At 53.5% G+C, this 23,960-nt stretch carries 22 protein-coding genes; 5 read left to right on the plus strand and 17 right to left on the minus strand.

What is annotated here, in order from left to right; all coding sequences use genetic code 11:
- Positions 1-153 precede the first annotated feature (153 nt).
- From MKX63_RS00905 to MKX63_RS00940, 8 genes are all read right to left on the minus strand, one after another.
- Entirely contained in the window at positions 154-1,008 is an 855-nt protein-coding gene (locus MKX63_RS00905) for a glutamate ABC transporter substrate-binding protein (protein ID WP_341014649.1), read from the minus strand.
- Between the two features lie 33 nt (positions 1,009-1,041).
- A complete protein-coding gene (locus MKX63_RS00910; protein WP_036693252.1) occupies positions 1,042-1,770 on the minus strand; it encodes an amino acid ABC transporter ATP-binding protein in 729 nt (242 codons plus the stop codon).
- Between the two features lie 332 nt (positions 1,771-2,102).
- On the minus strand, positions 2,103-3,092 hold the full coding sequence (locus tag MKX63_RS00915) for an inorganic phosphate transporter (protein WP_341014650.1): 990 nt from the start codon (positions 3,090-3,092) through the stop codon (positions 2,103-2,105).
- Positions 3,093-3,104: 12 nt separating this feature from the next.
- A complete protein-coding gene (locus MKX63_RS00920) occupies positions 3,105-3,722 on the minus strand; it encodes a DUF47 domain-containing protein (RefSeq protein WP_341014651.1) in 618 nt (205 codons plus the stop codon).
- Between the two features lie 205 nt (positions 3,723-3,927).
- Positions 3,928-5,037 (minus strand): DUF3048 domain-containing protein, encoded by a 1,110-nt coding sequence (locus MKX63_RS00925; protein ID WP_341014653.1) that lies wholly within the window; start codon positions 5,035-5,037, stop codon positions 3,928-3,930.
- A gap of 575 nt (positions 5,038-5,612) precedes the next feature.
- Complete coding sequence (locus MKX63_RS00930; RefSeq protein WP_341014654.1) at positions 5,613-6,389, minus strand: DODA-type extradiol aromatic ring-opening family dioxygenase; 777 nt, start codon at positions 6,387-6,389, stop codon at positions 5,613-5,615.
- An 83-nt stretch (positions 6,390-6,472) separates the two neighbouring features.
- The gene (locus MKX63_RS00935; RefSeq protein WP_036693266.1) at positions 6,473-7,303 is read right to left on the minus strand and encodes an alpha/beta hydrolase family protein; all 831 of its coding nucleotides are present in this window, start codon (positions 7,301-7,303) and stop codon (positions 6,473-6,475) included.
- Between the two features lie 204 nt (positions 7,304-7,507).
- Positions 7,508-7,708 (minus strand): hypothetical protein, encoded by a 201-nt coding sequence (locus tag MKX63_RS00940; protein WP_341014655.1) that lies wholly within the window; start codon positions 7,706-7,708, stop codon positions 7,508-7,510.
- Positions 7,709-7,893: 185 nt separating this feature from the next.
- On the opposite strand from MKX63_RS00940, the gene MKX63_RS00945 reads away from it, so the two are divergent.
- Both MKX63_RS00945 and MKX63_RS00950 read left to right on the plus strand, forming a co-directional pair.
- Positions 7,894-8,556: a DUF1129 family protein gene (locus MKX63_RS00945; RefSeq protein WP_341014656.1), complete on the plus strand. Its 663-nt coding sequence runs from the start codon at positions 7,894-7,896 to the stop codon at positions 8,554-8,556.
- Between the two features lie 41 nt (positions 8,557-8,597).
- Positions 8,598-9,536 (plus strand): hypothetical protein, encoded by a 939-nt coding sequence (locus MKX63_RS00950; protein ID WP_341014657.1) that lies wholly within the window; start codon positions 8,598-8,600, stop codon positions 9,534-9,536.
- 461 nt (positions 9,537-9,997) lie between these two features.
- Here the strand turns inward: MKX63_RS00950 and ilvA are convergent, their stop codons facing one another.
- The 4 genes from ilvA to MKX63_RS00970 form a co-directional block, all read right to left on the minus strand.
- Entirely contained in the window at positions 9,998-11,260 is a 1,263-nt protein-coding gene (gene ilvA / locus MKX63_RS00955; RefSeq protein WP_341014658.1) for a threonine ammonia-lyase IlvA, read from the minus strand.
- A 202-nt stretch (positions 11,261-11,462) separates the two neighbouring features.
- Complete coding sequence (locus tag MKX63_RS00960; protein WP_341014659.1) at positions 11,463-13,505, minus strand: methyl-accepting chemotaxis protein; 2,043 nt, start codon at positions 13,503-13,505, stop codon at positions 11,463-11,465.
- Positions 13,506-13,792: 287 nt separating this feature from the next.
- Complete coding sequence (locus MKX63_RS00965) at positions 13,793-14,329, minus strand: PadR family transcriptional regulator (protein WP_341018468.1); 537 nt, start codon at positions 14,327-14,329, stop codon at positions 13,793-13,795.
- Positions 14,330-15,172 carry an NmrA family NAD(P)-binding protein gene (locus MKX63_RS00970; RefSeq protein WP_341014660.1) on the minus strand — a complete coding sequence of 281 codons (843 nt, stop codon included), beginning with the start codon at positions 15,170-15,172 and terminating at the stop codon, positions 14,330-14,332. It lies immediately after the preceding gene.
- Between the two features lie 240 nt (positions 15,173-15,412).
- Here MKX63_RS00970 and MKX63_RS32520 point away from each other — a divergent pair, with 240 nt between their 5' ends.
- Together MKX63_RS32520 and MKX63_RS00975 are read left to right on the plus strand one after the other, a co-directional pair.
- Positions 15,413-15,715 (plus strand): transposase, encoded by a 303-nt coding sequence (locus MKX63_RS32520; protein ID WP_445323470.1) that lies wholly within the window; start codon positions 15,413-15,415, stop codon positions 15,713-15,715.
- Complete coding sequence (locus MKX63_RS00975; RefSeq protein WP_445323511.1) at positions 15,637-16,590, plus strand: IS3 family transposase; 954 nt, start codon at positions 15,637-15,639, stop codon at positions 16,588-16,590. The genes MKX63_RS32520 and MKX63_RS00975 overlap by 79 nt, the downstream gene beginning before the upstream one ends.
- Before the next feature lie 212 nt (positions 16,591-16,802).
- Here MKX63_RS00975 and MKX63_RS00980 read toward each other — a convergent pair whose 3' ends face one another.
- From MKX63_RS00980 to purH, 3 genes are all read right to left on the minus strand, one after another.
- Positions 16,803-18,125 (minus strand): SEC-C metal-binding domain-containing protein, encoded by a 1,323-nt coding sequence (locus MKX63_RS00980; RefSeq protein WP_341014661.1) that lies wholly within the window; start codon positions 18,123-18,125, stop codon positions 16,803-16,805.
- Between the two features lie 228 nt (positions 18,126-18,353).
- On the minus strand, positions 18,354-19,619 hold the full coding sequence (purD, locus tag MKX63_RS00985; RefSeq protein WP_341014662.1) for a phosphoribosylamine--glycine ligase: 1,266 nt from the start codon (positions 19,617-19,619) through the stop codon (positions 18,354-18,356).
- Positions 19,620-19,642: 23 nt separating this feature from the next.
- A complete protein-coding gene (purH, locus tag MKX63_RS00990; protein WP_341014664.1) occupies positions 19,643-21,190 on the minus strand; it encodes a bifunctional phosphoribosylaminoimidazolecarboxamide formyltransferase/IMP cyclohydrolase in 1,548 nt (515 codons plus the stop codon).
- 388 nt (positions 21,191-21,578) lie between these two features.
- Between purH and MKX63_RS00995 the strand changes: the two genes are divergently transcribed.
- On the plus strand, positions 21,579-21,728 hold the full coding sequence (locus MKX63_RS00995) for a hypothetical protein (protein ID WP_341014665.1): 150 nt from the start codon (positions 21,579-21,581) through the stop codon (positions 21,726-21,728).
- Positions 21,729-21,837: 109 nt separating this feature from the next.
- Here the strand turns inward: MKX63_RS00995 and purN are convergent, their stop codons facing one another.
- Together purN and purM are read right to left on the minus strand one after the other, a co-directional pair.
- Positions 21,838-22,452 carry a phosphoribosylglycinamide formyltransferase gene (gene purN, locus MKX63_RS01000; RefSeq protein WP_341014666.1) on the minus strand — a complete coding sequence of 205 codons (615 nt, stop codon included), beginning with the start codon at positions 22,450-22,452 and terminating at the stop codon, positions 21,838-21,840.
- Positions 22,452-23,492: a phosphoribosylformylglycinamidine cyclo-ligase gene (purM, locus tag MKX63_RS01005; protein WP_341014667.1), complete on the minus strand. Its 1,041-nt coding sequence runs from the start codon at positions 23,490-23,492 to the stop codon at positions 22,452-22,454. The genes purN and purM overlap by 1 nt, the downstream gene beginning before the upstream one ends.
- Between the last annotated feature and the right edge of the window lie 468 nt (positions 23,493-23,960).

Consider the following 23,960-nt stretch of genomic DNA (forward strand, 5'->3'; position numbering starts at 1 on the left):
TCGTTCCTGCCCGGCTCGACTGCCGTTCCTACAAACAAGTAGAAACGGCGTTGCCGTCCTTGGAAAAGGCGGTACCGTTTCTACAAGAAATTAGTGTGTAACCTATATATTTATTCTTCCCTTGGATGAAGCTAGCCCTTGCTTGGAACAGGCTTATTTAGCCGGAGCTTTACCAATCCACTTCGTATAGATGGCATCATACTCCCCATTCGCCTTCAGTTCAGCCAGTGTATCATTAATCGCCTTAACTACATCTGCGTTGCTTTTCTGAACCGCAATGCCGTAAGGCTCATCCGTGAACGGCTTCCCCACCACCTCGAAGCCCGGGTCCTGTGAAGCCATTCCGTACAGAATCGCATCATCCGTAGTCAGCGCATCCCCTTGGCCCGCCTTGAGCGCACTGAACGCATCCTGATAGTTATCGAATTCAAGCACGGTTACGCCCGGCACCTTCTCTTTGATATTCTTGATCGAGGTTGCCCCCTTGGAGCCGAGGATCTTCGTATCCTTCGTAACGCTCGCAAGGCCTGTAATCGGGCTGCCCTTCTTCACAAGCAGCGACTGCCCGGCCTGGAAATAGACGTCAGAGAAATCTACTTCCTTCTTGCGGTCCTCCGTAATAGTCATGGTCGCCACAACCATATCAATCTCGCCGTTATTCAGCATCGGGATACGCGTCTTGGAGGTGACCTCCTTCAGTTCAATGGCATTCTCGTCACCGAGAATTTTCTTAGCGATGGCCTTGGAGATGTCGATGTCGAAGCCTTCCACGTTGCCGGAGGCCGGGTCCTTCAGACCGAACAGGCGGGTATCGAACTTCACGCCGACGAGCAGCTTACCGCGCTCCTTGATCTTGGCAATGGCCGCAGAGTCTGCTGCTGCCCCTCCGGCTGCATTGCCGCCTGCCGCAGGTTCGTTCTTGCCCTTGTTGTTGCCGCATCCGGCAATGACCAGCATGGCCGCAATCATCAGCACACTTAACACCTTGAAGCTCTTGGACATTTTCATTTCGGTTCCTCCCCGGATTCCTATTTATTTAATTTAATGGCTTAATACACGGCTGAGAAAAGTACGCGTCCGCTCTTCCTTCGGGCTGGCGAAGAAGGCTTCCGGCTCCGCCTCTTCCACGATCTGCCCTTGATCCATGAAGATAACCCGGTCCGCCACCTCGCGGGCAAAGCCCATCTCATGGGTCACAACGACCATCGTCATGCCTTCGCGGGCCAGGGCGCGCATAACATCAAGCACCTCCCCGACCATCTCCGGGTCCAGCGCCGAGGTCGGCTCGTCGAACAGCATAATCTTCGGCTTCATCGCCAGACCCCGGGCAATCGCCACCCGCTGCTGCTGTCCGCCGGACAGCTGGGAAGGATAGGACTCTGCCTTGTCGGCAATGCCGACCTTCTCCAAATAATACATTGCGGTCTTCTCCGCTTCCGCTTTGCTTAAGCCCAGTACCTTCACCGGGGCCAGCGTGATGTTATCAATGACCTTTTTGTGCGGGTACAGGTTGAAGTGCTGGAAGACCATTCCGATCTCTTTGCGCAGGGTATTGATATCTGTCTTGCGTTCGTTTACAGTTATACCGTCCACAGTTAATCCGCCGCTCGTGATCGTCTCCAGACGGTTAATGCAGCGCAGCATCGTGCTCTTGCCGGAGCCGGAAGGACCGACTACAACAACTACTTCCCCTTCCTGAACATGCAGGTCAATGCCCTTCAGTACATGGAATTGTCCGTAATGTTTGTCTACCTGATGAAAGTCGATCAATGGCCAGGCCTCCTTTGTCTATTCGGGTGTTTGTCAGCAATGGTAACACTTAAAACAAACCTTACTTCAGAGACTACCAAATCCTACATAATACTACGCAAAATTCATTTCTCATATGTTATTTTCTTTTAAATATGTGATGTATTTCATTTTCTTTTTATGCCTATTAACATTTTTTATCAGATTCGTGTAGCCTTTTGTGACATTCCTCTCTTGAAAAATCAAATAACCTCCGCTTGGGCCGGGGCTTACCGCTGAACGCAAAAAAAGATGTCCTAAAGCCATCCATGGCTTCTGCGACATCTTGTCCAGGCAATCTATTCTGTTCAGTCTTAGAAGAAGAGCTTGAAGATCACTCCCGACAGCAAGGCGCTGATCGGAATGGTAATGAACCAGGTAACCACGATCCGTCCGGCCACTCCCCATTTGACAGCGGAGAAGCGCTTGGCTGAACCTACACCCAGAATCGATGAGGTAATCGCGTGGGTTGTACTTACCGGAAGATGCAGCAGCGTAGCCGTGAAAATAACAGAGGCCGCCGAAATATCCGCCGCGAAGCCGTTGATCGGCTCGATTTTAAAAATCTTCGTGCCCATCGTCTTAATAATCTTCCAGCCGCCGATAGACGTTCCGAGTGCCATGGATGTAGCCGCTGCAATCTTAACCCAAAGCGGAACCTCCATCGTATCGAGCCGTCCCGAGGTGACGAGGGCAAAGGTAATGATCCCCATCGCCTTCTGCGCATCATTCGTACCATGGGTGAAGGATTGCAGCGCGGCCGTCACGATCTGCATCGAACGGAAGCCCTTGTTGACCGTATGCGGACTGCGCTTCGCGAAGATCCACTTCAAGATCGTCATCACAATATATCCGATTACAAAAGCGATCAGCGGGGAGAAAATCAGCCCCTCTACGATCTCAATGAACCCGCTCCATTTGATATGCTCTGTACCTGCCCCGACATACACCGCACCGGCTAACGCACCGATAAGCGCATGGGAGGAGGACGAAGGAATACCCAGCCACCAGGTGACCAGATTCCAGATAATTGCCGCAATGAGCGTCGCTGTGACAATGTCTATCCCGTTATCCAGCAGGGTCGGATCGGTAATGCTGCCCCCGATCTTCTTCGCTACGCCGGTGAACATCAATGCGCCGATAAAGTTCATAGAGGCGGCCAGCATGATGGCTGTACGCGGCTTCAGCGCACGGGTCGAGACAGAGGTAGCAATTGCATTAGCGGTATCATGGAACCCGTTGATGAAGTCGAACGCCAGCGCAAGAAAGATAACAAAAGCTAATACATATATAGATGTATCCATATTTAAGGCCCCTTATGAGTTACGCATGATGATCGATTCCAGCATGTTGGCTACGTCTTCACATTTATCCGTGGTGGTCTCGAGCCGCTCATACAATTCTTTGCGCTTAATCAGCTCAATCGGGTCCTTCACAGTCTCGAACAGGGCCTTGGTGCAGATACGCAGGACTTCGTCGCCCTGGTTCTCCAGATCATTCAGACGGATGGTGTATTCGCGGATCGCCAGCAGCTTCTTCTGGGAGAGCAAATGAACCGCCTTCTGGATCTCGTATGCACTCTGGCGGAGAATCTCTGCGAACTGAACAATATATTCATCCGCATCCAGCAGGTTATACATATAGAAACGCGAGGCAGAGGCCTCCAGACCATCAATGACATCGTCCATGCTTGTGATCAGATCCATGATGTCGTCCCGCTCCAGCGGCGTAATGAACGTCTTGTTCAATTCCTTGATGACAGTATGGGTGTAAGTATCGCACTGGGATTCGTATTTCTTCATCTCCCCGGCGAAGTTCTCCACATTGCCCTGGAGACTCGAGATATTCTGAGCGAAATAATCCGCAGCCTGAACAATGGTGTCAGCCATGTTTTCCAGCGTCTCAAAGAATATATCCTTTTTTCTGAGCTTCATTAGTCTAAGACCCCTTTACATAATATTGCCGTGAAAAAAATGAAGTCATTCCATGTAAACCGCATGAAAATGAATGACAACCCTTGTTATCTTATCATATCGACAGAAGGGATAGAAGACAAAAAACCGAACTTTTTTACACTATAATAACAATTCCCTGTAATCGCGAAAATAATCATCCGAACATTCAATTCTCCAGCCGGCCTTAGCGGGATGCAGGCGCCAGCTCATATTCGACATGACTGCTGAACGAGGGGCTGTTCGGGACAATCAGAATATGGGTGATTCCCGGGAACATCAGCGCCTCCTTGCCGTCCTTCTTCACAAACCGGATGACGTCTCCGGGGCTGCGCGACCATTTGCCGTTAATCGCTACGCCGCGCTGTAACAACACCGCTTCTCCTCCCAGCTCCGTATCCACCTGCAACCGGCCTACATCGTCCAGCACCTTATGATCCGAACCCATCACGATGATGTTCGCCGCTTCCACCGGACGGTTATTATTCAGATCCAGATGCGGCTTGCCGTTCACCAGGCGGGCATACGTGCGCTGCTCTGCGTTGTATTGGTACCCGACATTGTAGCTCTTCAGCAGGAAGTTCACACTCAGCGCAAGCGCCGGGGTGCCCTCCACAGGTATGTAATCCGGATCATTGAAAAGAAACCCGGGGACCTTCACGTTCTCCTCATACCCCAGCTTCGTTGCCCCTTCTCTAAGCTTAGCGGCATTACTGTACAGGTTATGGGGAGCCTTGCGTTCCTTGTCCCGCCAGAAGTAGGCACCCGCGCGGCCGATTTCGTCCATATCCGCCTTCTTCTGCCGTTGCAGAATGGCATAAGCGTCCGGACTGCCTCCGGCATGCACCGTTATGCCGCCGTAGCTCTCGCCGATATCGATCAGATACGGGCGGATACTGCGGATCGGTCCGATCTTCACCACCCCGGCATGACTCTGAAAGATACCGATCAGCCGGGTAATACCGCCCTCGGCCAGCACCTCGTACAGAATATCCGCCTCGCTGATCCCGGATTGCGGACGGGCCGCCGGAGCATTATTGATCATAACCGCGAGCGGACGTGGCAGGCTCTCCTCCTCAGCAGGCAGACCTGTTAAGACGGAGACCGCTATTGGCGGGGCCGGCGTTGCTGTCGGCGACGGCTGCGTAACTTCGGTCGGCTGCGCCTGGGCTGTAGGCGCTACCACCCGCACAGGCACAGGCGTTGCCTGCTCTTCCCCGCAGGCAGAGAGCAGCACGGCGGCAAGGACTAGAGCATATACAGGACGGGATACATAACGGTTCATCGATATAGACACGTTGTTCCTCCTAATCGTAAGTTACAGCTTGCTTCCTTCATTTAATCATAGCTGGCAGAGTTTGTCTTGAGTGCAGCAAAAATCTTCACAGAACGCACTATCTCACACATTTCCTGGTGGTACATCTACGCCTCCTTACGGCTGGATCAGACCCAATGCCTATTGCTGTTGCTGCTCATGATTCCATCGGCTCTACACCAATTATCCGCTCTACGTCAATCAACCGCTCTACGTCACTCATTCGCTCTATGCAATAAATGGATAAACGTATCTTAATTTGGAGGATTTTACTCATTCAGGGGAATTAATTGGATAAACGTCATTTAATTTCGTGAGTTTTGTCCAATTTGATTTTTCGTCGATTATTAAGTGTTGATTTTCCAACTGTTGCCGGAAAGGTGATGTACCGTTCCTGAACAAGTGGAGAAAATCCACCTGCTGTTCCGCGCTTCCTTATGCGCCGGTTTGGATATCCGCCCATTTTTGAAATATATACTATCCCCGGTAACGAAAAAAGGACACAGCCTGATTAACGGCTGTATCCTGTACCCATTCGTTTGACATTCATATAGTAGTCAGTCAAGCATCCAGCAGTTCAGGCTGAGTGTACCGTATTGGTAGGCCTGAATCATTAGCTGTGCCCGTCTGCCTTCATCGGCTGCCCCCATTACATAGAAGAGCGGGATAAAATGCTCCTTGCCGTAGGCAGGTACAGCCTCCCTCACATGCGGCGCTTGCTTCTCATACGCATACAGGGAGCGAAGATCCCAGGCCTTAAGCCGCCCTGCAATCCATCCGTCGAAGTCAAGCGCCCATTGCTCCGGCTGATCCTTCTGCTTCAGCAGTCTGAGATTATGCACCAGACCGCCGCTGCCAATCAGGAGGACACCTTCCTCGCGCAGCGGTGCAAGCATCCGGCCGATGTTGTACTGCTCCTCAGGCGAGCGGAGCGAATCCACAGATAAGGCCACGACCGGAATATCCGCCTGCGGGAACATGGTGCTCAGGATAACCCATGCGCCATGATCCAGACCCCGGCCCAGCACGGGCTGATGGGGCAGATTACTATTCTTGAACAGCTCCGAAATACGGTTGCTGAGTGCAGGATCACCTGGAGCAGGATAACTCAGCTGATACATCTCTTCCGGGAATCCGTAGAAATCATGCTGCGTTTCATGCTGTGCGTCCACTGTGATCAGCTGATCGGGACTGTCCCAATGAGCTGAGAAGATCACAATGCCGCGGGGCTTCCCCAGATCCGAACCCAGCCGCTGCAGGAAACGCGTATAGTCGTTATCCTCAAGTACCAGCAGCGGAGAGCCGTGCGCAATGAAAAAGGCCGGTAATTTCATAGGGTAAGAGCCTCCATTTCCGGTATGGTCTTCCCCTTTATTTTACAGCTAATTCCCTGCCATTGCGAGTGCCGTTACCGCTCCTATATCATCCAGTTCTGCCATTCCTCCTGCAGATGCTCCTGCTGGTTCATCCAATCCCGGGTACGCTTCAGCACCTGCTCCTGCGCCGGACCCGAAGAGAAGGTATGATCGCCCTGGAAAATAATCTCCTTGTCGCACCGTCCTTCCGGCCGGGTCCAGAACAGCTTCTGGTAGAGGAACGCATAATCTACAGGAATCACATCGTCGGAAGTCCCGTGGATAACCAGCACATCGCCGCTGAACTTCCCTGCCTCTTGGAACGGCTGGAAAGCGGCCAGGGAATTGAAGTATACCGGAGTGAACGAATAGCCGGCGTAATCGGCCGAACCGCTCTTCACCGACCGGTCGAAGGCTTCCCTGCCGACAATCTTGACGATGTCATTGAAGGGATAGCCGACGGCTGACCACAGTACAAGATTCTTCACCCGCCGGTCACGGACACCGGTCAGCAGCGCCACCGCGCCGCCCAGACTGTGTCCGATCAGCGTCACACGCTGCGGGTCCACATCGGCCGAGCTGATGCCGTAATCCAGCACCGCCCGGGTCTGCCCGATCATCGACTCCATATCCTCACTGCCGTAATCGCCGCTGCTCTCCCCGCAGCCTGCATAATCGAAACGGATTACCATATAGCCATCCTGCGCCAGCTCCCGGGCGGCCTTGACGAAGATCCGGTCGACACCGATCCGGCTGCCCACGAAGCCGTGGCAGATCACTGCAAGCGGCACCCGGTTCTTGCACCGTCCTGTCCCTGCCCGGTCTGCGGCCGGATAATGTATGCTCGCTGTCAATTCCTCTCCGTTATGCCGGATGATGATATTCCGTTCCATTGCGGCGTCCTCCCCTGATTCACTAATTTATTTTAAATTATAATAATTCCGATTAATTTAGTATGATTAATACTTCTATTATATTATCTGTACTAATTTGTTGTCAATACGCATGAAGCCAGCAGCTTACATCAGCTCTACAGGAGAAAAGGCCCCTTCCACTCCCTCTGGAGCGAAAGAGGCCCATATCCGCTTAGGCATCACTCAGTCATAGCTGTCGTGAAACATGTCGTGTGTCTCCTGCCGGCCTTCCCAATCCCCGAGCCCGTCCTCCTGGCCCTGACCCGCAGCATCCCATAGGCTGAAGCCGTCAGAATTGCCCCAGTCCCCCACATCATTAGTCGGTGCAGGCGTGGTACCGCCGTTCACAGCCTTGCCCGGATCCTGCTTGTTCTCCTGTTCCATAACGCTCCCTGCCTTCCCTCTAGCTATAGTTGGTGAAGCCACCACCTCTTCAGTGTTTACTCTTCCAAAAGGATTATTCAGACCTTCGTGAACGAACGTTGTCCTTGCACACGGCTGGTTCACAAACGTATACTCTAGGTTGAAGGTATCCTGATCACTCAATGCTGGAGGTATAGGTCCACACTATGAAAGTCAAAGCTATGATTAAGCAGAACAACCTGCTGCGGGAGCAGATGACGCCGTCTAACCGCTCTTATTTCGAAGATATGATTCTGGCGATGCGCGCCAGTTCAGTAGATGCTGTACGTGCAGAGGAGCTGCTGCTGGAGGCGGCCGCGCTGCTGCTGAAGGGACAAGCCAAGGGGAAGAACGCCAAGCAGGTTTTTGGCGAGAAGCCCGGCGATTATTTCAAGGACGTGATGGACAGTGCCCCGCCGCGCACACCGCGCAGCCGGCTGAAGAACTCCCTGATGATCTCCTGGTCCGCTCTGACCCTGCTGTTCGGGACGATGGGCATTGCCGGCCTGATTACGCAGTGGAGCGGCGGTCCGCACGAACTCTTCGGCCAGCTTAGCCTGTTCACTCTGGTCGTTGTCGGCGCAGGCTCCATCGTGTTGGTTGAGCTTATTATGAAATGGATGGCCTCCCTCTCGGAGGACGACAGTCCGAAGCCTAAGACCTTCGACATTAAGGCCCTGGGCATCTACATCGGAATTGCCGTGATTGCGGTATTCGCCGGCATATTCCTCGATAATCTGTTCCCGGTCATTCCGGTCTCGCCCTGGGTCAGTCTGGCTCTGGCCGCCGCCGGAGGTCTAGGGCTGAAATTCATATTCTTCCCATCTTAGAGGCTGTATCCCACATCCATTCCACACAGGAGGAGACTTGAATGAAAAAGCATACCGTTCTACCCGCCGCTATCGCCCTGCTCATAGGGCTTCAGGCAGGCGCAGCCGGACAGGCCGGTGCCGAAGGCAGCGGAAGCAGCCGGACAGGCACCTCCGGTACAGCTGCAAGCGCTAAGACTGCCAGCCATGCAGAAGCGGTCTATACGGCCGCGCTGCCGCTGCTGTCCAGCGGTAACCTGCCGGGAGCCATTGCCTATATGAAGACGAAGCTATATGCAGTCACTCCGTATCAGGCGACTGTACTGACGCTGAAGCTGGAGAACCTGCATAAGGCGCTGCTCCCCTCCTGGGAGAAGAAATTCAGCAGCAGCGAGGTCCAGCGGAAGCTCCTCACCGTCTACAGAGGAGGAGTCAGCATGGAGAAGCTGGCTGAGAGTACGGATAACGCCGCCCTGCGCGCCCTGCTGCAAAGTGCGGGAGAGAGCGGGTACAAGCTGGATACCGCCGAGGGAAGCTTTTACCCGGTGATTGATTATGCGGCTTACCGCAAATATAAGCCTTATGTAACGGAGGATATCAGCAGCTATATTTCCATTATGGCGGCTGAATCCGATCTGCCTCCTTCCAAGGATAACGGGCTGATCATTGCCTGGGGCGAGGTGGCCGACCGTGCGCTGACCCAGGAGCAATTCATCCAGACCTATCCCAAATCCAACCGGGCGCAGGCCGTCAAGAAGCTGTATGACCAGTATGCTGTGAACACCTTCTACGGCCAGAACAACACCCCGCTCTTCCATTACGATAATCTGGAGATGGATCTGGAGGCGCAGAAGGCCTACACCGGAATCCTGGCCAAGAACAGCGGCACAAGCGCCTTCCTGCAGAAGCTTGAGGGCTTCATGAAGCTGATGAAGAGTAACGGCTACCTGCTGGACGACGAGGCGAAGCAGTATTTGGAGACTGAGGTGCCTCAGCTGTAGGCGGTTCAATTGAATCCCATACAAGACACAATTATCCTAACGGGTGAAGGATGCTGATGCCTCATCGCCTTCTGATGATATTCATCCAGCCCATATGCCTTTTGGCCACCTTGCAGCCGGTTTTCGCATACGATCTGAAGGGCTTCTTCCTTTCTTGGAGGTGCTCCGCCTATCTCTTGCCCTTTCTAAGCGTTTTCTCTCACCGAGCGCTTGATGGAGCCGGATTGTTGCACATTTTGCAGGATTTCTCTAAAAATGTTACTGGATAAGCTACATTGTTGCATCATTTGCAGAAATTCTGGTGTTTAGTGCAAGTTAGGGCTGGCTTTGTTGCATTTCATGCAGGATTCCAGCATAAGTCGCTTCTATGGGGCAGTATTGCTGCACTTCTTGCAACATTCCCCTAAAACGGGAAACAGCCCCGTCCGCAATCACGCCGGACGGGGCTGTTTTCTATAAGATTAGATCAGCATACTGAACAGATTGACATCCTTGTTGATCTCCACGTAATCGACGCCCTTCTGCTTCATCCGCTCAATCAGCGGGGCGTAGGCATCGGTGGACATCAGCTCAATGCCGACCAGGGCCGGGCCGTTCTCCTTCTCATTCTTCTTCGTGTACTCGAACCGGGTGATATCATCGTCAGGTCCGACTACCTCGGTCAGGAACTCGCGCAGGGCACCCGCACGCTGCGGGAAGTTGACCATGAAGTAATGCTTGAGCCCTTCATAGATCAGGGAACGCTCCTTGATCTCCTGCATCCGGTCAATATCGTTGTTGCCGCCGCTGACGATGCAGACCACGCTTTTGCCGCGGATCTGATCACGGTACATGTCCAGCGCAGCAATCGGGAGGGAACCGGCAGGCTCCACCACAATGGCGTTCTCGTTATACAGCTCCAGAATAGTGGTACACGCCTTGCCCTCCGGCACCTTCACCACATCATCCAGCAGCTTCGAGCAGATATCGAAGGTCAGGCCGCCCACACGCTTCACCGCCGCGCCGTCTACGAACTTGTTAATCTCCTTCAGGGTGACCACCTCGCCGCTCTCCATAGCCTCAATCATCGAGGCTGCGCCGCTAGGCTCCACACCAATAACCTTAGTTGCCGGGCTCACCGTCTTGATATAGGTAGCTACACCGGCTGCCAGCCCACCGCCGCCGATGGTGACGAACACGAAGTCCGCAGGCTTGTCCAGATTCTCCATCACCTCCATGGCAATGGTACCGTTGCCGGCAATAATACGCGGCTCATCGAACGGATGAATCAGGGTCATGCTATGGTCAATGCAAGCCTGCAGCGCTTCATCGTAAGCATCATCGAAGGTATCACCCTTCAGAATTACCTCGACGAATTCGCCGCCGAAGCGCCGGACCTGCTTAATCTTCTGATTAGGAGTAGTGCTAGGCATGAATATCTTGCCTTTGATGCCTAGTGCCTTGCAGGAATAAGCCACCCCCTGGGCATGATTGCCCGCGCTGGCGCAGACGATGCCCTTGGCTCTGTCTTCGTCAGACAGACTGCGGATCATATTATAGGCTCCCCGGATTTTGAAGGAGCGTACAATCTGCAGATCCTCACGTTTCAAATATACATTACAGCCGTATTTGGCCGACAATACCGCATCCAGCTGGAGCGGCGTACGGACGATAACCTCCCGCAGCACATGGTGTGCGCGTACAATATCTTCCATTCCTACGATCCGGTTTTCGCCTTCTCTCATGTTTTCCCCGCCTCACTGTCTCTTTCTTATCGTTTCGCTTCTTGTAACATACTCTTCCAAGGACTTTTTTTCAACCCTTGTCCTCTCCATACACTATAACATCCACTGAGAGTGGAATGGAGCGCAGGAGCACCCTGCCGATAAGCAAGTCAAGCGGGCGGTCCGGCTTCTACCAGCCGGACCGCCCGCTCAACGCAGCCCCCTATACCTTAAACCTCGACACTGCACTCAGCAGCTGCGCCGAGCTGAGCTTAATCTCCTCCATCTCCGCTACGATGCTGCCGGAACGCCCGATGATCTGCTCCGCTCCGGCAGCAATGGCCCCCGCTCCTTCCGCCCCCTCATTCGTCGCACTGCTTGTCTCGCTGATCGCTGTAAGCATGCTCTGAATGGAAGCGAGCAGCTCTTCCGAGGTGGCGCTGAAATCCGTCACCAGCTCCTCAATATACCTGGCATCCTCACTGTACCGCTCTCCGGTCTCCTGCATGGCATCGTAGTCCTTCTTCACCTGGCTGTCCATGAAGCCAAGCATACTCTCCGCAGCCTCCACCAGATTGGACACCGCCTGCACTACCGCTCCAGTCACTCCCTGGATCTCAGTCACCGTCTCACGCGAATTATCGGCTAGCTTACGGATCTCCTCCGCCACTACAGCGAACCCCCGGCCCGCTTCTCCGGCCCGTGCCGCTTCAATTGAAGCATTCAACGATAACAGGTTGGTCTGGGCGGCAATCTCCAGAATGGCGCCCGTAAGCGCGCTGATCTGCGAGATCGACCCCGACTGTTCGATGGCCGTGCGCAGCTTCTCTTCACTAAGCCCATACACGCTATCCGCCTGTGTGCGGGATTCCCAGGCTCTCTCCTTCAGCCGCCCCGCCCGTACGTTAATTTCTCCGGCGGCTTCCGCCCCCTCCTGGGCTTTGCGGGCAATCCCATGGATCGCAGCCTCGACCTGGATTGTGCTGGCATTCATCTCCTCCATCGAGGCGGCGGTCTGCTGCAGACCTGCCGACAGCTCCTCCGTAACTCCTGAGATATCGGTGATGCTGCCGTCCAGCACGAATACGTTCTGCTCTGTATTCCCTACCGCTCCCGAGATACTCTGCGAGCTGTGCATAATCTCCTGAATCAGCGGCTGCTGCGACTCAATCATATCGTTGAAGCTCTCGGCCAGCACCCCGATCTCGCCTCCCGCGGTCACTCTTGCCCTTACCGACAGGTCTCCGTCCTTCGCCTGCCCGAACGCAGCTGTGAGCAGCGGAATCTGCTTCAGGATACTGCCCGAGACCAGATACAGCAGGACAGACAGCACCGCAATTGAAGCAATGATCGAGAGGAAGAAAATCAGCTCAAAGCGCTTCAGCGCAAGCTCCGCATGCTTCTGCGGTACGATCAGTGCGACTGACCACTGGTTAGCCACAGCCGGTGAATAGGATACATAGCTGGGCTCGCCATCTATTTCTGTCTGGAAGACATTCGAGCCCCACTGCAGCATTTTATCGCCAACAGCCTTCCACGATCCGCCCAGGTCAGCCATCTTCTTCAGCAGGATATGATCCGGATTGGGATGGTAGATGAACGTCCCTGTCTCATCAATCAGCACGGCATAGCCGCTGCCCTTATAATTAAAAGCGCCCAGCGCCGCTGTAATCTGCTCAATTGAAATATCTGCACTCGCCACACCGAGCAGCTTGCCTGAATCATCAAGCAGCGGTGTGCTGACACTGACGACCAGTTTGCCTGACCCGGCATCAATATAAGGATTGGTAATGGTAACACGCTTGTTCGCAGCCGTAGCGGAATACCAGCTTCGCTCCTTCAGCACATAGTCTGCCGGAGGCTCGAATTCATCCTGGGTAATCACCTTGTTCACCGCATCCAGACCTATGTATACATTGAGCAGATTCTTATTGTTGTTCTTGATCAGGTTCAGCGTCTGGATCAGCTGCGCGTACCCGTCCGTAGTCTTCAGCGTCTGCGCATCCTTCACCCTCGGGATGAAATCGCGGAGATAGGCATTGGCATTGAGCAGCGCCACACTGTCAATAGCAGGCTGCAGCAGGTCACTGACCTGCACCCCGATCTCCCCTTTCTCGTACGTCAGTGAGCTCTTCAGCCCGTCCACGATAAGCTGCTTGGCATTGCTGTAGATCACTATAGACACCGCTATGAAAATAACCACCACAGACAGAATCACCGACAAAAACAGCTTGCTACGAATCCCCATATTCCTTAATGCTTTCATACAACTCCCCCATCCCCATGTCAATAGACTCAGGCCTTAAGCTCTACCTGCGGCTATTCTCTGTCTTTTCGACTTATTTCTGCAAAAAATCCCTTTATCCCTTTACCGTTTCTCCGCAAGCTGTGAAAGAACTGTGTCCATGTCAGGTATTTTCTCATGATTACCCTGTTAAACACCCGCTTCTTCCGCATTTACGCTTATTCATGTCAGGTTTTTTGCACAAAAAAAATACTCCCTTGTCTCTGCTGTATTCAGCAAATAAAAGGGAGTATGGGGAGTACACCGTCCTACTGTTCCAGCAGCTCCTGAAACCACTTCAGGTTGAGTTCATGGTGTGCTCTGACATTATTCATCATCGATTTGGCCGTATCGTAGATCTTATCTTGCTTGGCATCCAGCGCATGGTCAATTTCAGCAATTTTGCGCCGTGTCTGTTCCATCTGCACCGCTACAGCCGCCTTGAATTGCTCAGGATCATATTGGTGGGCGAACAGCGTAGTCATATAAAAGGCTAACGTAATATCGTCCGTCTGCACCGAGTATTTGGCCATCAGTCCTTTGAAATGCTCGTCACCCTGCGGGGTAATCTCGTAGATGTATTGCTCGGGATAGTTGTTCACGCTAACGACCTCCACCAGCCGGACCAAGCCTTCACCCGCCAGCTTCTGGAGGTTGTAATACAGCGATCCCTTTGTCATATGGATAAGGTAGCGGTAATCCCGTTCCTTGAAGACACTGAGCAATTCATAAGCGCTGGATTGTCCGCAATCCTTCAGCAGACCCAGTATAAGTAAGGGTATAATAGTGAATTCCTCTTTCTGTATTTATTGAAAATCACCGAGATGCTCCGCAATCCATTCTCTGAACGTATAAGGCTCCCGGCCAAGAATCGTCAGCACCGTATCTGTCACGGCGAGCTTGTGCTTCAGGCTATACTCCCAGTCCCGGACTCTAAGGGTGATATACTCTTCAGCGATGTACTTACTCATATAGGAACGGAAGTCCCCGATCGTCTGCTCTTCCAGTTGAATCGATTGTCCAAGCTGCTTGGAGATTTCCGTCAATATGTTCCGCTGGCTAAGAATATTTGCTCCTGTGAGCGTCAAGACCTGCCCGGAGAATCTGTCAAAATCCGCTACTACCTCACTGATCACTTCGGCAATATCAGCTTCATGCACACTGGCCAGCTTAGCCTCCAGGGCCGGTAACCGGATCGTCCCCTTATTGTATCTAAAAAGGTCCTTCCAGTAAACGGTATTGTGCATGAAGGCCTCCGCCCGGATGAACACATACCGAAAGCCATACGCCTGTATCTGCTCCTCGACCTTCTTATGCTTCATGGCGTTCTCATTGTAACCGGCATCCGAGCGGTTGATGGAGGCTGAGGATAAAAACACGATGTTCCGTACACCCTTGTCCCGGGCAGCCTGGAGAATCTCTTCGGCATCATCCAGCAGAATCAGGAATAAGGTCTCCACACCGCTTAGGCTGTCTGACCAGACGCTGCACTCCTTGATATCGCCGGTGACGACACTCATATGATCGCTCTGATCGCTTATCAGCTTCTCCGGTGTCCGGGTGAGGGCCTTGAAATGGACAGCCTTAGAATTGAGGTGATGTACAACCCGATTTCCGACAGTTCCAGTTGCTCCAGTAATAAATAACATTAGGAGGACCTCTTTTCAGATAGTTTAGTCTAATTAGTCTATAATTCATAATATAGTCTAATTAGACTAAGTTGGCAAGGGGTTTTATATGTTGCCCAATCCCACCGCCATTGTAGTCGGTTTTCCGATTACATTGCGCTCATCTACCCCCGCCACTGGTATTATCCCCTTCAAGTAGACACTCGTAAAAAACCTCATGTGTTAACATGAGGAAGTGAGGAACTGGAGGGGGATGTTGGTATGGCCAAAAAGGGACAAGTATTTCAATCGTACACAGAGGAATTCAAGAAAGAGGCTATTCAAGCCTATCTTACAGGAGGTGAGAGCTATAAGGTTGTCTCCGACAGGTTGGGGATTGTGAACTGTACCCAGCTTAAAGTATGGGTAAAGAAATATCGCAATGGGGAGCCACTCGATACACAAAAAGGGGCAACAAGCCCTTTAAAAGGACGTCCACGTTCTACATTTGCCAGTATAGAAGAAGAACGAGATTACTTAAAGGCACAGGTGGACTACTTAAAAAAGCGGTATCCAAATCTGTAAAGGGAGGGAAGCTTGGACTACACGACAAATACGCCGTCATCGAAGAACTACGTGACCAGCATGGCGTCACCCGCCTATTAACCATTGCAGAGGTGCCGCGGGCAAATTACTACAAGTGGCGAGGTGCACAAGCTCGACGAAAGGATGCCCATGAGCAAGAGCACGCCATGAAAGAGCATATGGTGGCTATTCACCTGGCTCATCCCTATTTCGGGTACCCCCGAATGCAGGCAGCCCTGCGGGAGGCAGGCTACCTCGTCAACCACAAGAAGGTATGGCGGCTCATGAAAGAGCTATCGATCCAGTCCGTCATTCGCAAGAAAAGGAGTCGTGCGGGCTCTGCGCCTTCCGTGGTCTACCCGAACCGGTTAAAGCGTAAGTTTCATGCAACAGCACCTCAGCAGAAGCTAGTAACGGATATCACGTATATCTCAGACGGCACCCGCTTTTATTATCTGTCTGCGATTCAGGACCTCTTCAACAATGAAATTGTAGCTTGGCAGATCTCGGAGCGAAACGACGTAAACCTCGTCTTAGATACCGTTGAACAGTGGACACGGAAAAGAGACGTGTCTGAGGCCGTGCTCCATTCGGACCAAGGCTTTCAGTACACGTCTCAGGCGTACAACACACGATTAGAGGCATTCAGCGTCAAGGGCAGCCACTCTCGCAAAGCAACCTGCCTGGATAACGCCTGCATCGAATCCTTCTTTTCGCATCTGAAGACAGAAAAGTTGTACCTTCACCAGTGTAAGTCAGAAGCAGAGATTCATCAAGCCGTTGAGGAGTATATCTACTTTTACAATTACCAACGTTTTCAGGCCAAACTTAAACAGCGCGCGCCGATTGAGTATCGACACGCGCTGGCTGCTTAGCTTTTTTTATCTGTCTACTTGACAGGGGTATGACCACCACCGCCATTGTAGTCGGTTTTTCGATTACATTGCGCTCATCTACCCCCGCCATCGCCATTGTAGTCGGTTGTTCGATTACATGGGCGGTGTGCGATGAAATCACGGAGGTCGCTCCTAATTTCCATAAAAAAACACAGCCCCGAAGGACTGTGTCTGGTATTCACCTATAGCGTCTATTGCTTCAGCATCCACTTAAGCAGGTCCGGCAGGCTCGCCCACAAGCGCGAGTGCATAATTACATATTCAATCGCTTCATTGGGATCACCCATACCGACAAAATCCGGAAGATTATTCGGCAGCCGCTTCAAGCCCAGCAGGTAATCCGGCACATGCTTGTTCACTCCGCGGGCTATGCGGTAGAGCATTTTGAGCTGCGAGGTAATCCCGTTCTTCTTGAACTCCAGCACAATCCGGTCATAGGCAAAAGCCGCAGCCGCATCCTCTTCACCGTAGTTCTTAATGATCCGCTCTGCTGCTTCAAGCTGGTTGCTATACAGATATACAGCAGTCAGCAGATAGCGGGCACCGGTATTATCATCCTTATTAAGCTCCAGAATATGCTCCAGCATCTCTGTTGCTTCCTCCGCCTTACCGCCGAACCAGCAGGATTCCGCGTAGCTCTGGCAGATCCGGATATAAGGACGGGTCTCATAGAGCCCCCAGAAGAACCCTTTATGCTTCGTAAAATAAGACTCGCCCAGCTCCCGTCTGCCTGCGGCGATTCCCGCCTTCAGCAGCTCCCGGGCGTCCTCCTCATTCTCCGTCTCCTCGGCGAGAATAAGGTAGGCTTCCGGGCAGTCCGGATAGAGCTCCAGCGCCTTCTCCGCCAATTGGACCCGCCGCTTCGCAGAGGTTGCCTCCATAGCTTGGGCCAGAAGGGTCTGCGCCTTCTCCTGCGGAGTTTCGTCTCCGTTCAGCGCCATCAAATCGTCTGCTTCCCCGGTCATGCCGTATTCCTCGACATAGTTATAGATCTCTTTAACCTTGCGGGAGATCGTGGCCGTGGTAATCGCGTATTTGTCTGCCAGCTCCGCCTGCGACAGCATGAAGCCGTATTCCTCGGACAGCAGGTATTCGATTGCCGCACAGAAGGAGCCTGTCTTCTTCACGGCCGGCTTGGTCTGGCGGGAGAAACCGTTCCACAGCAGCAGTGCCTCCAGAATCAGCTCCCGGTCATACTGGTCTCTCATACGCTCGATCAGCTCCATCGCCAGCTGTTCATGGGCCGGATGCTCCCAGCTCAGCTCCTTCGTCACCATCTTCTTGAGCTTGGGCAGCGTTAGCTTGCCCGCAGCAGGAGCAGCACTTACCGTAGCCGGCTGTTCCTCTTGCACGATTACGCCGGGAATGGTTACAGGTGCTTGCGCAGCTGCATCTCCTGCGTTAACCAGCCGCAGCATCGACTGGGCTGCGGCTCTGTCTTTCTCCATGCAGCATTTCTTATATTTGTTCCCGCTTCCACACGGGCATAAGTCGTTTCTTCCTACCTTACTCAAAACTAATTCCCCCTTAAATCAGTAACTGTACATCCGCATAAGCATCGCTGTTATTGTACTATAATAGCATTCGTAGCGCGAAACATATGAATGCTTCAATTTTAAAAAAGGCCTTTCCTTAGAAAGGAAAGACCCTTTATCTGTATATATCCGCACATTTTCCCCCGTACGAGTTGTATTATAGCACTTCTCCTACAACTTGTCAGTCCTTTTTTTGGGACTTTCTCCTCAGACCAGTGCCTTCATTGCGATATCACTGCGGTTCTGTTTACCCGCAAACGTAATAGTCTCCGCACTGGCATAAGCTGATGTACGTGCTTCGGCAATGGTTGCCCCCAGGCCTACCACTCCAAGCACGCGGCCGCCGGTAGTCACCCAGCCGCCGTCCTCGCTGCGTGCAGTTCCAGCATGGAAGACCAGTGCCGAGCCGCTGTCTTCCAGCCCGCTGATCGGCACTCCCTTCGGATAAGGCCCGGGATATCCCTCCGAGGCCAGGACCACGCAGACTGCCGCCTCATCGCTCCACTCGATCGGAATATCGGCGAGTCTGCCTTCGGTCACAGCCAGGAAGATCTCCAGCAGATCGCTCCGCAGCCGGGGAAGAACCACCTGGGTCTCCGGGTCCCCGAAACGGGCATTGAACTCAATCGTCTTCGGTCTGCCGTCCGGCGAGATCATCAGCCCGGCGAACAGCACTCCGCTGAAGGGCCGCCCCTCTGCTACCATCGCTCTGGCTGTCGGTTCAATAATCGTCTCTACCGCTTCACGGATGATCGCTTCATCGATATGAGGCAGCGGGGAATAGGTACCCATGCCCCCCGTATTAGGTCCTTTATCGCCGTCGAATACAGGCTTATGGTCCTGGGCCGCAGCCATTGGCCGCACCGTTTCGCCATCCACGAACGCCAGAATCGACATTTCCTGCCCGGCAAGGAACTCTTCAATGACTACCTGCGCACCTGCTTCCCCGAAAACCTTGTCGACCATGATCTCCTGAAGGGCCTGCTCCGCTTCCTCCCGGGAATACGCCACGGTTACCCCTTTGCCTGCGGCCAGGCCGTCCGCCTTGATGACAATCGGCAGCGCTTGGCTCCGCAGATAAAACAGGGCGGTCTCATAATCGCTGAATTTCTCGTACGCGGCTGTCGGAATGCTGTATTTATGCAGCAGATCCTTCATGAAGGTCTTGCTGCCCTCAATCTCTGCGGCATTCTTACGCGGGCCGAATACACGGATATCCTGGGCTTCGAAGGCATCGACAATGCCTGCAGCGAGCGGATCATCCGGTCCGATCACCACCAGACCTACCTCTTTTTCCTTGGCAAAAGCGGTCAGCTTATCGAACTCGAAGACGCCGATCGGCACACATTCCGCAAGCTGCGCAATCCCGGCATTGCCGGGAGCGCAGTAGATTTTACCGGCACGGGGACTGCGGGACAAGCTCCAGATGATCGCATGCTCGCGTCCGCCGCCGCCGACTACTAAAATATCCATAAGACTCTGATCCTCCCAGCGTGCTAGTGTTTGAAGTGGCGTACGCCGGTGAAGACCATGGCAATGCCGTATTCATTGGCAACCTTAACCGACTCTTCGTCCTTGATCGAGCCTCCCGGCTGAATCACTGCCGTAATGCCCGCCTTCGCAGCCATTTCCAGAGTATCGCCCATCGGGAAGAAAGCGTCTGATGCCAGCACAGCCCCCTTCGCTTTCCCGCCTGCTTGCTCAATGGCAATCTTGGCCGCACCGACACGGTTCATCTGTCCTGCACCTACACCGACCGTCATATCGTCAGCCGCCAGCACGATGGCGTTGGACTTCACATGCTTCACGACCTTCCAGCCGAACAACAGCTGCTTCAGCTCTTCTTCGGTAGGCTTACGGTCGGTTACCACTTGCAATTCCTCAGGATTCACAGAATGTACATCACTCTCCTGCACTACCATACCTCCTTCAACAGAGGTGACCACAAAGCTGCTCTTTCGGGATGCGGCAGTGCTGAGGTGGCCAAGCTTAAGCAGGCGGATGTTCTTTTTCTTGGTCAAAATGTCCAGTGCTTCCTCGGTGAAGCCCGGTGCAAGCACGATTTCGAGGAAAATATCCTTCAGCAGATTAGCCGTGTCCGCATCAATAATCCGGTTGGCAGCCACAATTCCGCCGAAGATGGAGGTAGGGTCCGCATTGTACGCTTTTTGATACGCTTCATAGACACTAGTGCCCACGCCGACTCCGCAAGGATTCATATGCTTCACGGCTACAACGGCAGGCTCCTCGAACTCTTTGACAATCTGGAGCGCCGCGTTCGCGTCATTGATATTGTTGTAGGACAGCTCTTTGCCGTGCAGCTGCTCGGCAGCCGTCAGGGTATCCTGCGCCGCCAGCGGCTTGCGGTAGAACGCAGCCTTCTGATGCGGGTTCTCCCCGTAACGCAGATCCTGGATTTTCTCATAAGTGACCGTATAGCGCTCCGGCAGCGGTTCACCGGTGACATTCGCCAGATAATCGGCAATCAGGGCGTCGTAAGCCGCCGTATGGCGGAAGACTTTGGCCGCAAGACGTTTGCGGGTTGCAAGGGTTGTATCCCCACCGGCGCGTACTTCTTCAAGCACATTCGCATAGTCGGCCGCATCGACCACCACACTGACAAACGCATGGTTCTTCGCCGCAGAACGCAGCATCGTCGGTCCGCCGATATCAATGTTCTCGATCGCCTCTTCATAAGACACATCCGGCTTGGCAATCGTCTCCGCGAACGGATACAGATTCACCACGACAAGGTCGATGTAATCAAGGCCGAGCTCATTCATCTGACGGGTATGCTCTTCGTTGTCACGAACGGCCAGGAGGCCGCTGTGTACGGCTGGATGTAAGGTTTTGACGCGTCCATCCATGATCTCAGGGAAGCCGGTAACATCAGAGATGCCAATGACCGGAACGCCTTCCTTCGCGAGAAGTGTGCTGGTGCCGCCTGTGGAGATAATTTCTACGCCTAATGCAGACAACTCGCGGCAAAAATCCACGATGCCCTGTTTGTCCGATACGCTGACCAGCGCTCTCTTGATACTCACTTTGAATAGTCCTCCTCTGGATTGACGCTAGATTATTGGGGTGTTGTAAGAGTTACTTGATGGATCAGCTGCTCTTGAAGACGGCTTGCCCCCACTCATTGGTGCAGCTGATTTAGTTGGATTTTTGTCATCTAATTTCGGCGGGGAAGCACGTAGCGGGGCAGTAGTTGGAAAATGTACACTTAAATGACGCCAGATAAGGTCAATCATTCGATTGAGGCCGGATTAGTTGTACTTTTTCCACTTGTGCTCCGCTAACCGCATATATCAGCCAGATTAGATGGAGAAAATCCACCTGTTCCAGCAGCTTAGCTTATTGAGTTGGGAATACTAAACCTTTAAATTAGTATTACCTTGTACCTGTGGATGATTGTCGGATGAACTCCGGATGATTGCAGCGATGAATCCTGCAGAACAAACTATTATTTTAGAATTTCCTGGTGTTTCTGTCCTGCTATTTGTGCTTCTGTCTTTACGCCAGCAAACCTGTATTTTCGCAATTTCAGGCCAAGCCGCCAGAGCTTACGTCAATTTCTGACGCTCCAGCAGTATTTCCCGAGAAATATCAGAATCGGCCGGGGTTTGCCTGAAATGTCGAAATCAGTCCGGTTCAACAGTCAACACAGGTAGCTATACAACAGCTTCGCTTAATCGGCAATAGTCGTCATTCTTCCGTTCAATTCTACTTTTCCGGCGGCAAAAGCACTCACTACCTCAGGATACAGCGCGTATTCAACCTGATGGATGCGTGCAGCCAGCGATTCGGCGGTATCTCCAGATTGGACCTCCACGCTGCGCTGGGCAATCACCGGTCCCGTATCCATGCCTCCATCTACAAAATGCACGGTCACGCCCGTCAGCTTCACGCCATACTCCAGCGCCTGCCCGATGGCGTCCTTCCCGGCAAACGCCGGCAGCAGCGAAGGATGAATGTTGATGATCCGTCCGGTATACGGTGCGAGCAGAACCGGGGAGACCAGACGCATATAGCCGGCCAGCACCACCAGTCCGATGTTCCGCCGCTGCAATTCAGCAACAATCGCGGCCTCGTACTGCTCCCGGCCCGCGAAGTCCTTCGGCCGCAGCAGCAGAGCAGGAATTCCTGCCTCCTCTGCCCGCTGTGCTACAGGCGCTTCCGGTTTATCCGAGACCAGCAGCTCTATGCTGCCTCCGCCCAGCCTGCCCTCCCGCTGTGCCTGGACCAGTGCAGCGAAATTGCTGCCTGTTCCGGAGGCAAAGACAGCGATTCGGCCCCACTCCATCAGACTTCAGCTCCCGTGAAGGTAACGACGCGCTCTCCTTCAGTAACTGTGCCGATCCGGTAAGCCTCTTCCCCGCTGGCCTTAAGCAGCGCAAGCGCACGCTCTGCGTCCGCTTCTGCCACTACCAGCACCAGCCCTACGCCCATATTGAACGTGGTGAACATGTCACGGTTGCTGACCTGCCCCTTGCTCTGCATCAGAGTGAAGACCGGCTGAATCGGCCAGGAGCCGTAGTTGATCTCTACATTCACATTCTCCGGCAATACGCGCGGAATATTCTCGATGAATCCGCCGCCGGTAATATGGGCCATGCCCTTGACCGGAAGCTGTTCCAGCAGTGCAAGCAGCGGCTTCACGTAGATCCGGGTCGGGGCCAGCAGAACGTCTGCCAACGGCGCTCCCAGCTCCGGTACAACCTCATCCAGGCCGTAACCGTCTTCCTCCAGCAGCAGCTTGCGCACCAGCGAGAAGCCATTGCTGTGAATCCCGCTCGAAGCCAGTCCAATAACTGTGTCTCCTGGAGCAATGTCTGCTCCGGTGACCAGCTTCGCCTTATCGGCCACGCCGACAGTGAATCCGGCGATATCATATTCGCCCGCCGCATACATGCCGGGCATCTCCGCAGTCTCGCCGCCGATCAGCGCGCAGCCCGCCTGATGGCAGCCTTCCGCGATCCCGGATACGATGGCTTCAATCTTTTCCGGCACAACCTTATCGCAGGCCAGATAATCGAGGAAGAACAGCGGCTCAGCGCCCTGTACCACGATGTCATTCACGCACATGGCGACCGCATCGATGCCAATCGTGTCGTGGCGGTCAGCCGCGAACGCGATCTTCAGCTTCGTGCCCACACCATCTGTTCCCGATACGAGAACCGGCTCTTCGTACTTGTCCTTATTCAGGCCGAACAGGGCGCCGAAGCCGCCCAGCTCCGTCATTACCTCTGGGCGGTATGTGCGCTTCACATGCTTCTTCATGCGTTCTACTGCTTCATTGCCAGCCGCAATATCCACTCCGGCTTTCTTGTACGCTTCTGACACGTTTGGACACCTCATTTAGATTAGTTTAGAGCGCGGGTTCGGGGCGGCAGGGATTTGAACCCTTCACTTCTGGGGTGGTTATAGTCGTCATTCCGAGGAACATTTGGACTTCCGGCCGCTGTTATGGCCCGATTTCCTGATTGATACCGCTACTTGCGGTAGAAATCGGGCCATAAAGGCGGACGCTACCGCTCCTACAGTTCCAAATTTCCTCTCCATGACTCCAACCACCGGGTTTAAATCCCTGCCGCAAGCCGAAGCTTCGCGCCTTGCACAGCGGCAAGGGGTCGGCGCTGGGCTTCGCACAGCGCCTCCTTAGGCGACCGTCACCCCGACTTTGCGGCAGCAAACGGGACGGGGGCGGGAGCTCTTCTCCGCACGGGGCGAAGCCGTGCGGGCCTTAAGGCGACAGAATCTCCGGATTTGCGCAGCAAACAGGACAGATTCTGGAGCCGGAGGGGCCGGCGG

The sequence above is a fragment of the Paenibacillus sp. FSL R7-0179 genome (assembly GCF_038002265.1).
GTDB lineage: Bacteria > Bacillota > Bacilli > Paenibacillales > Paenibacillaceae > Paenibacillus_AQ.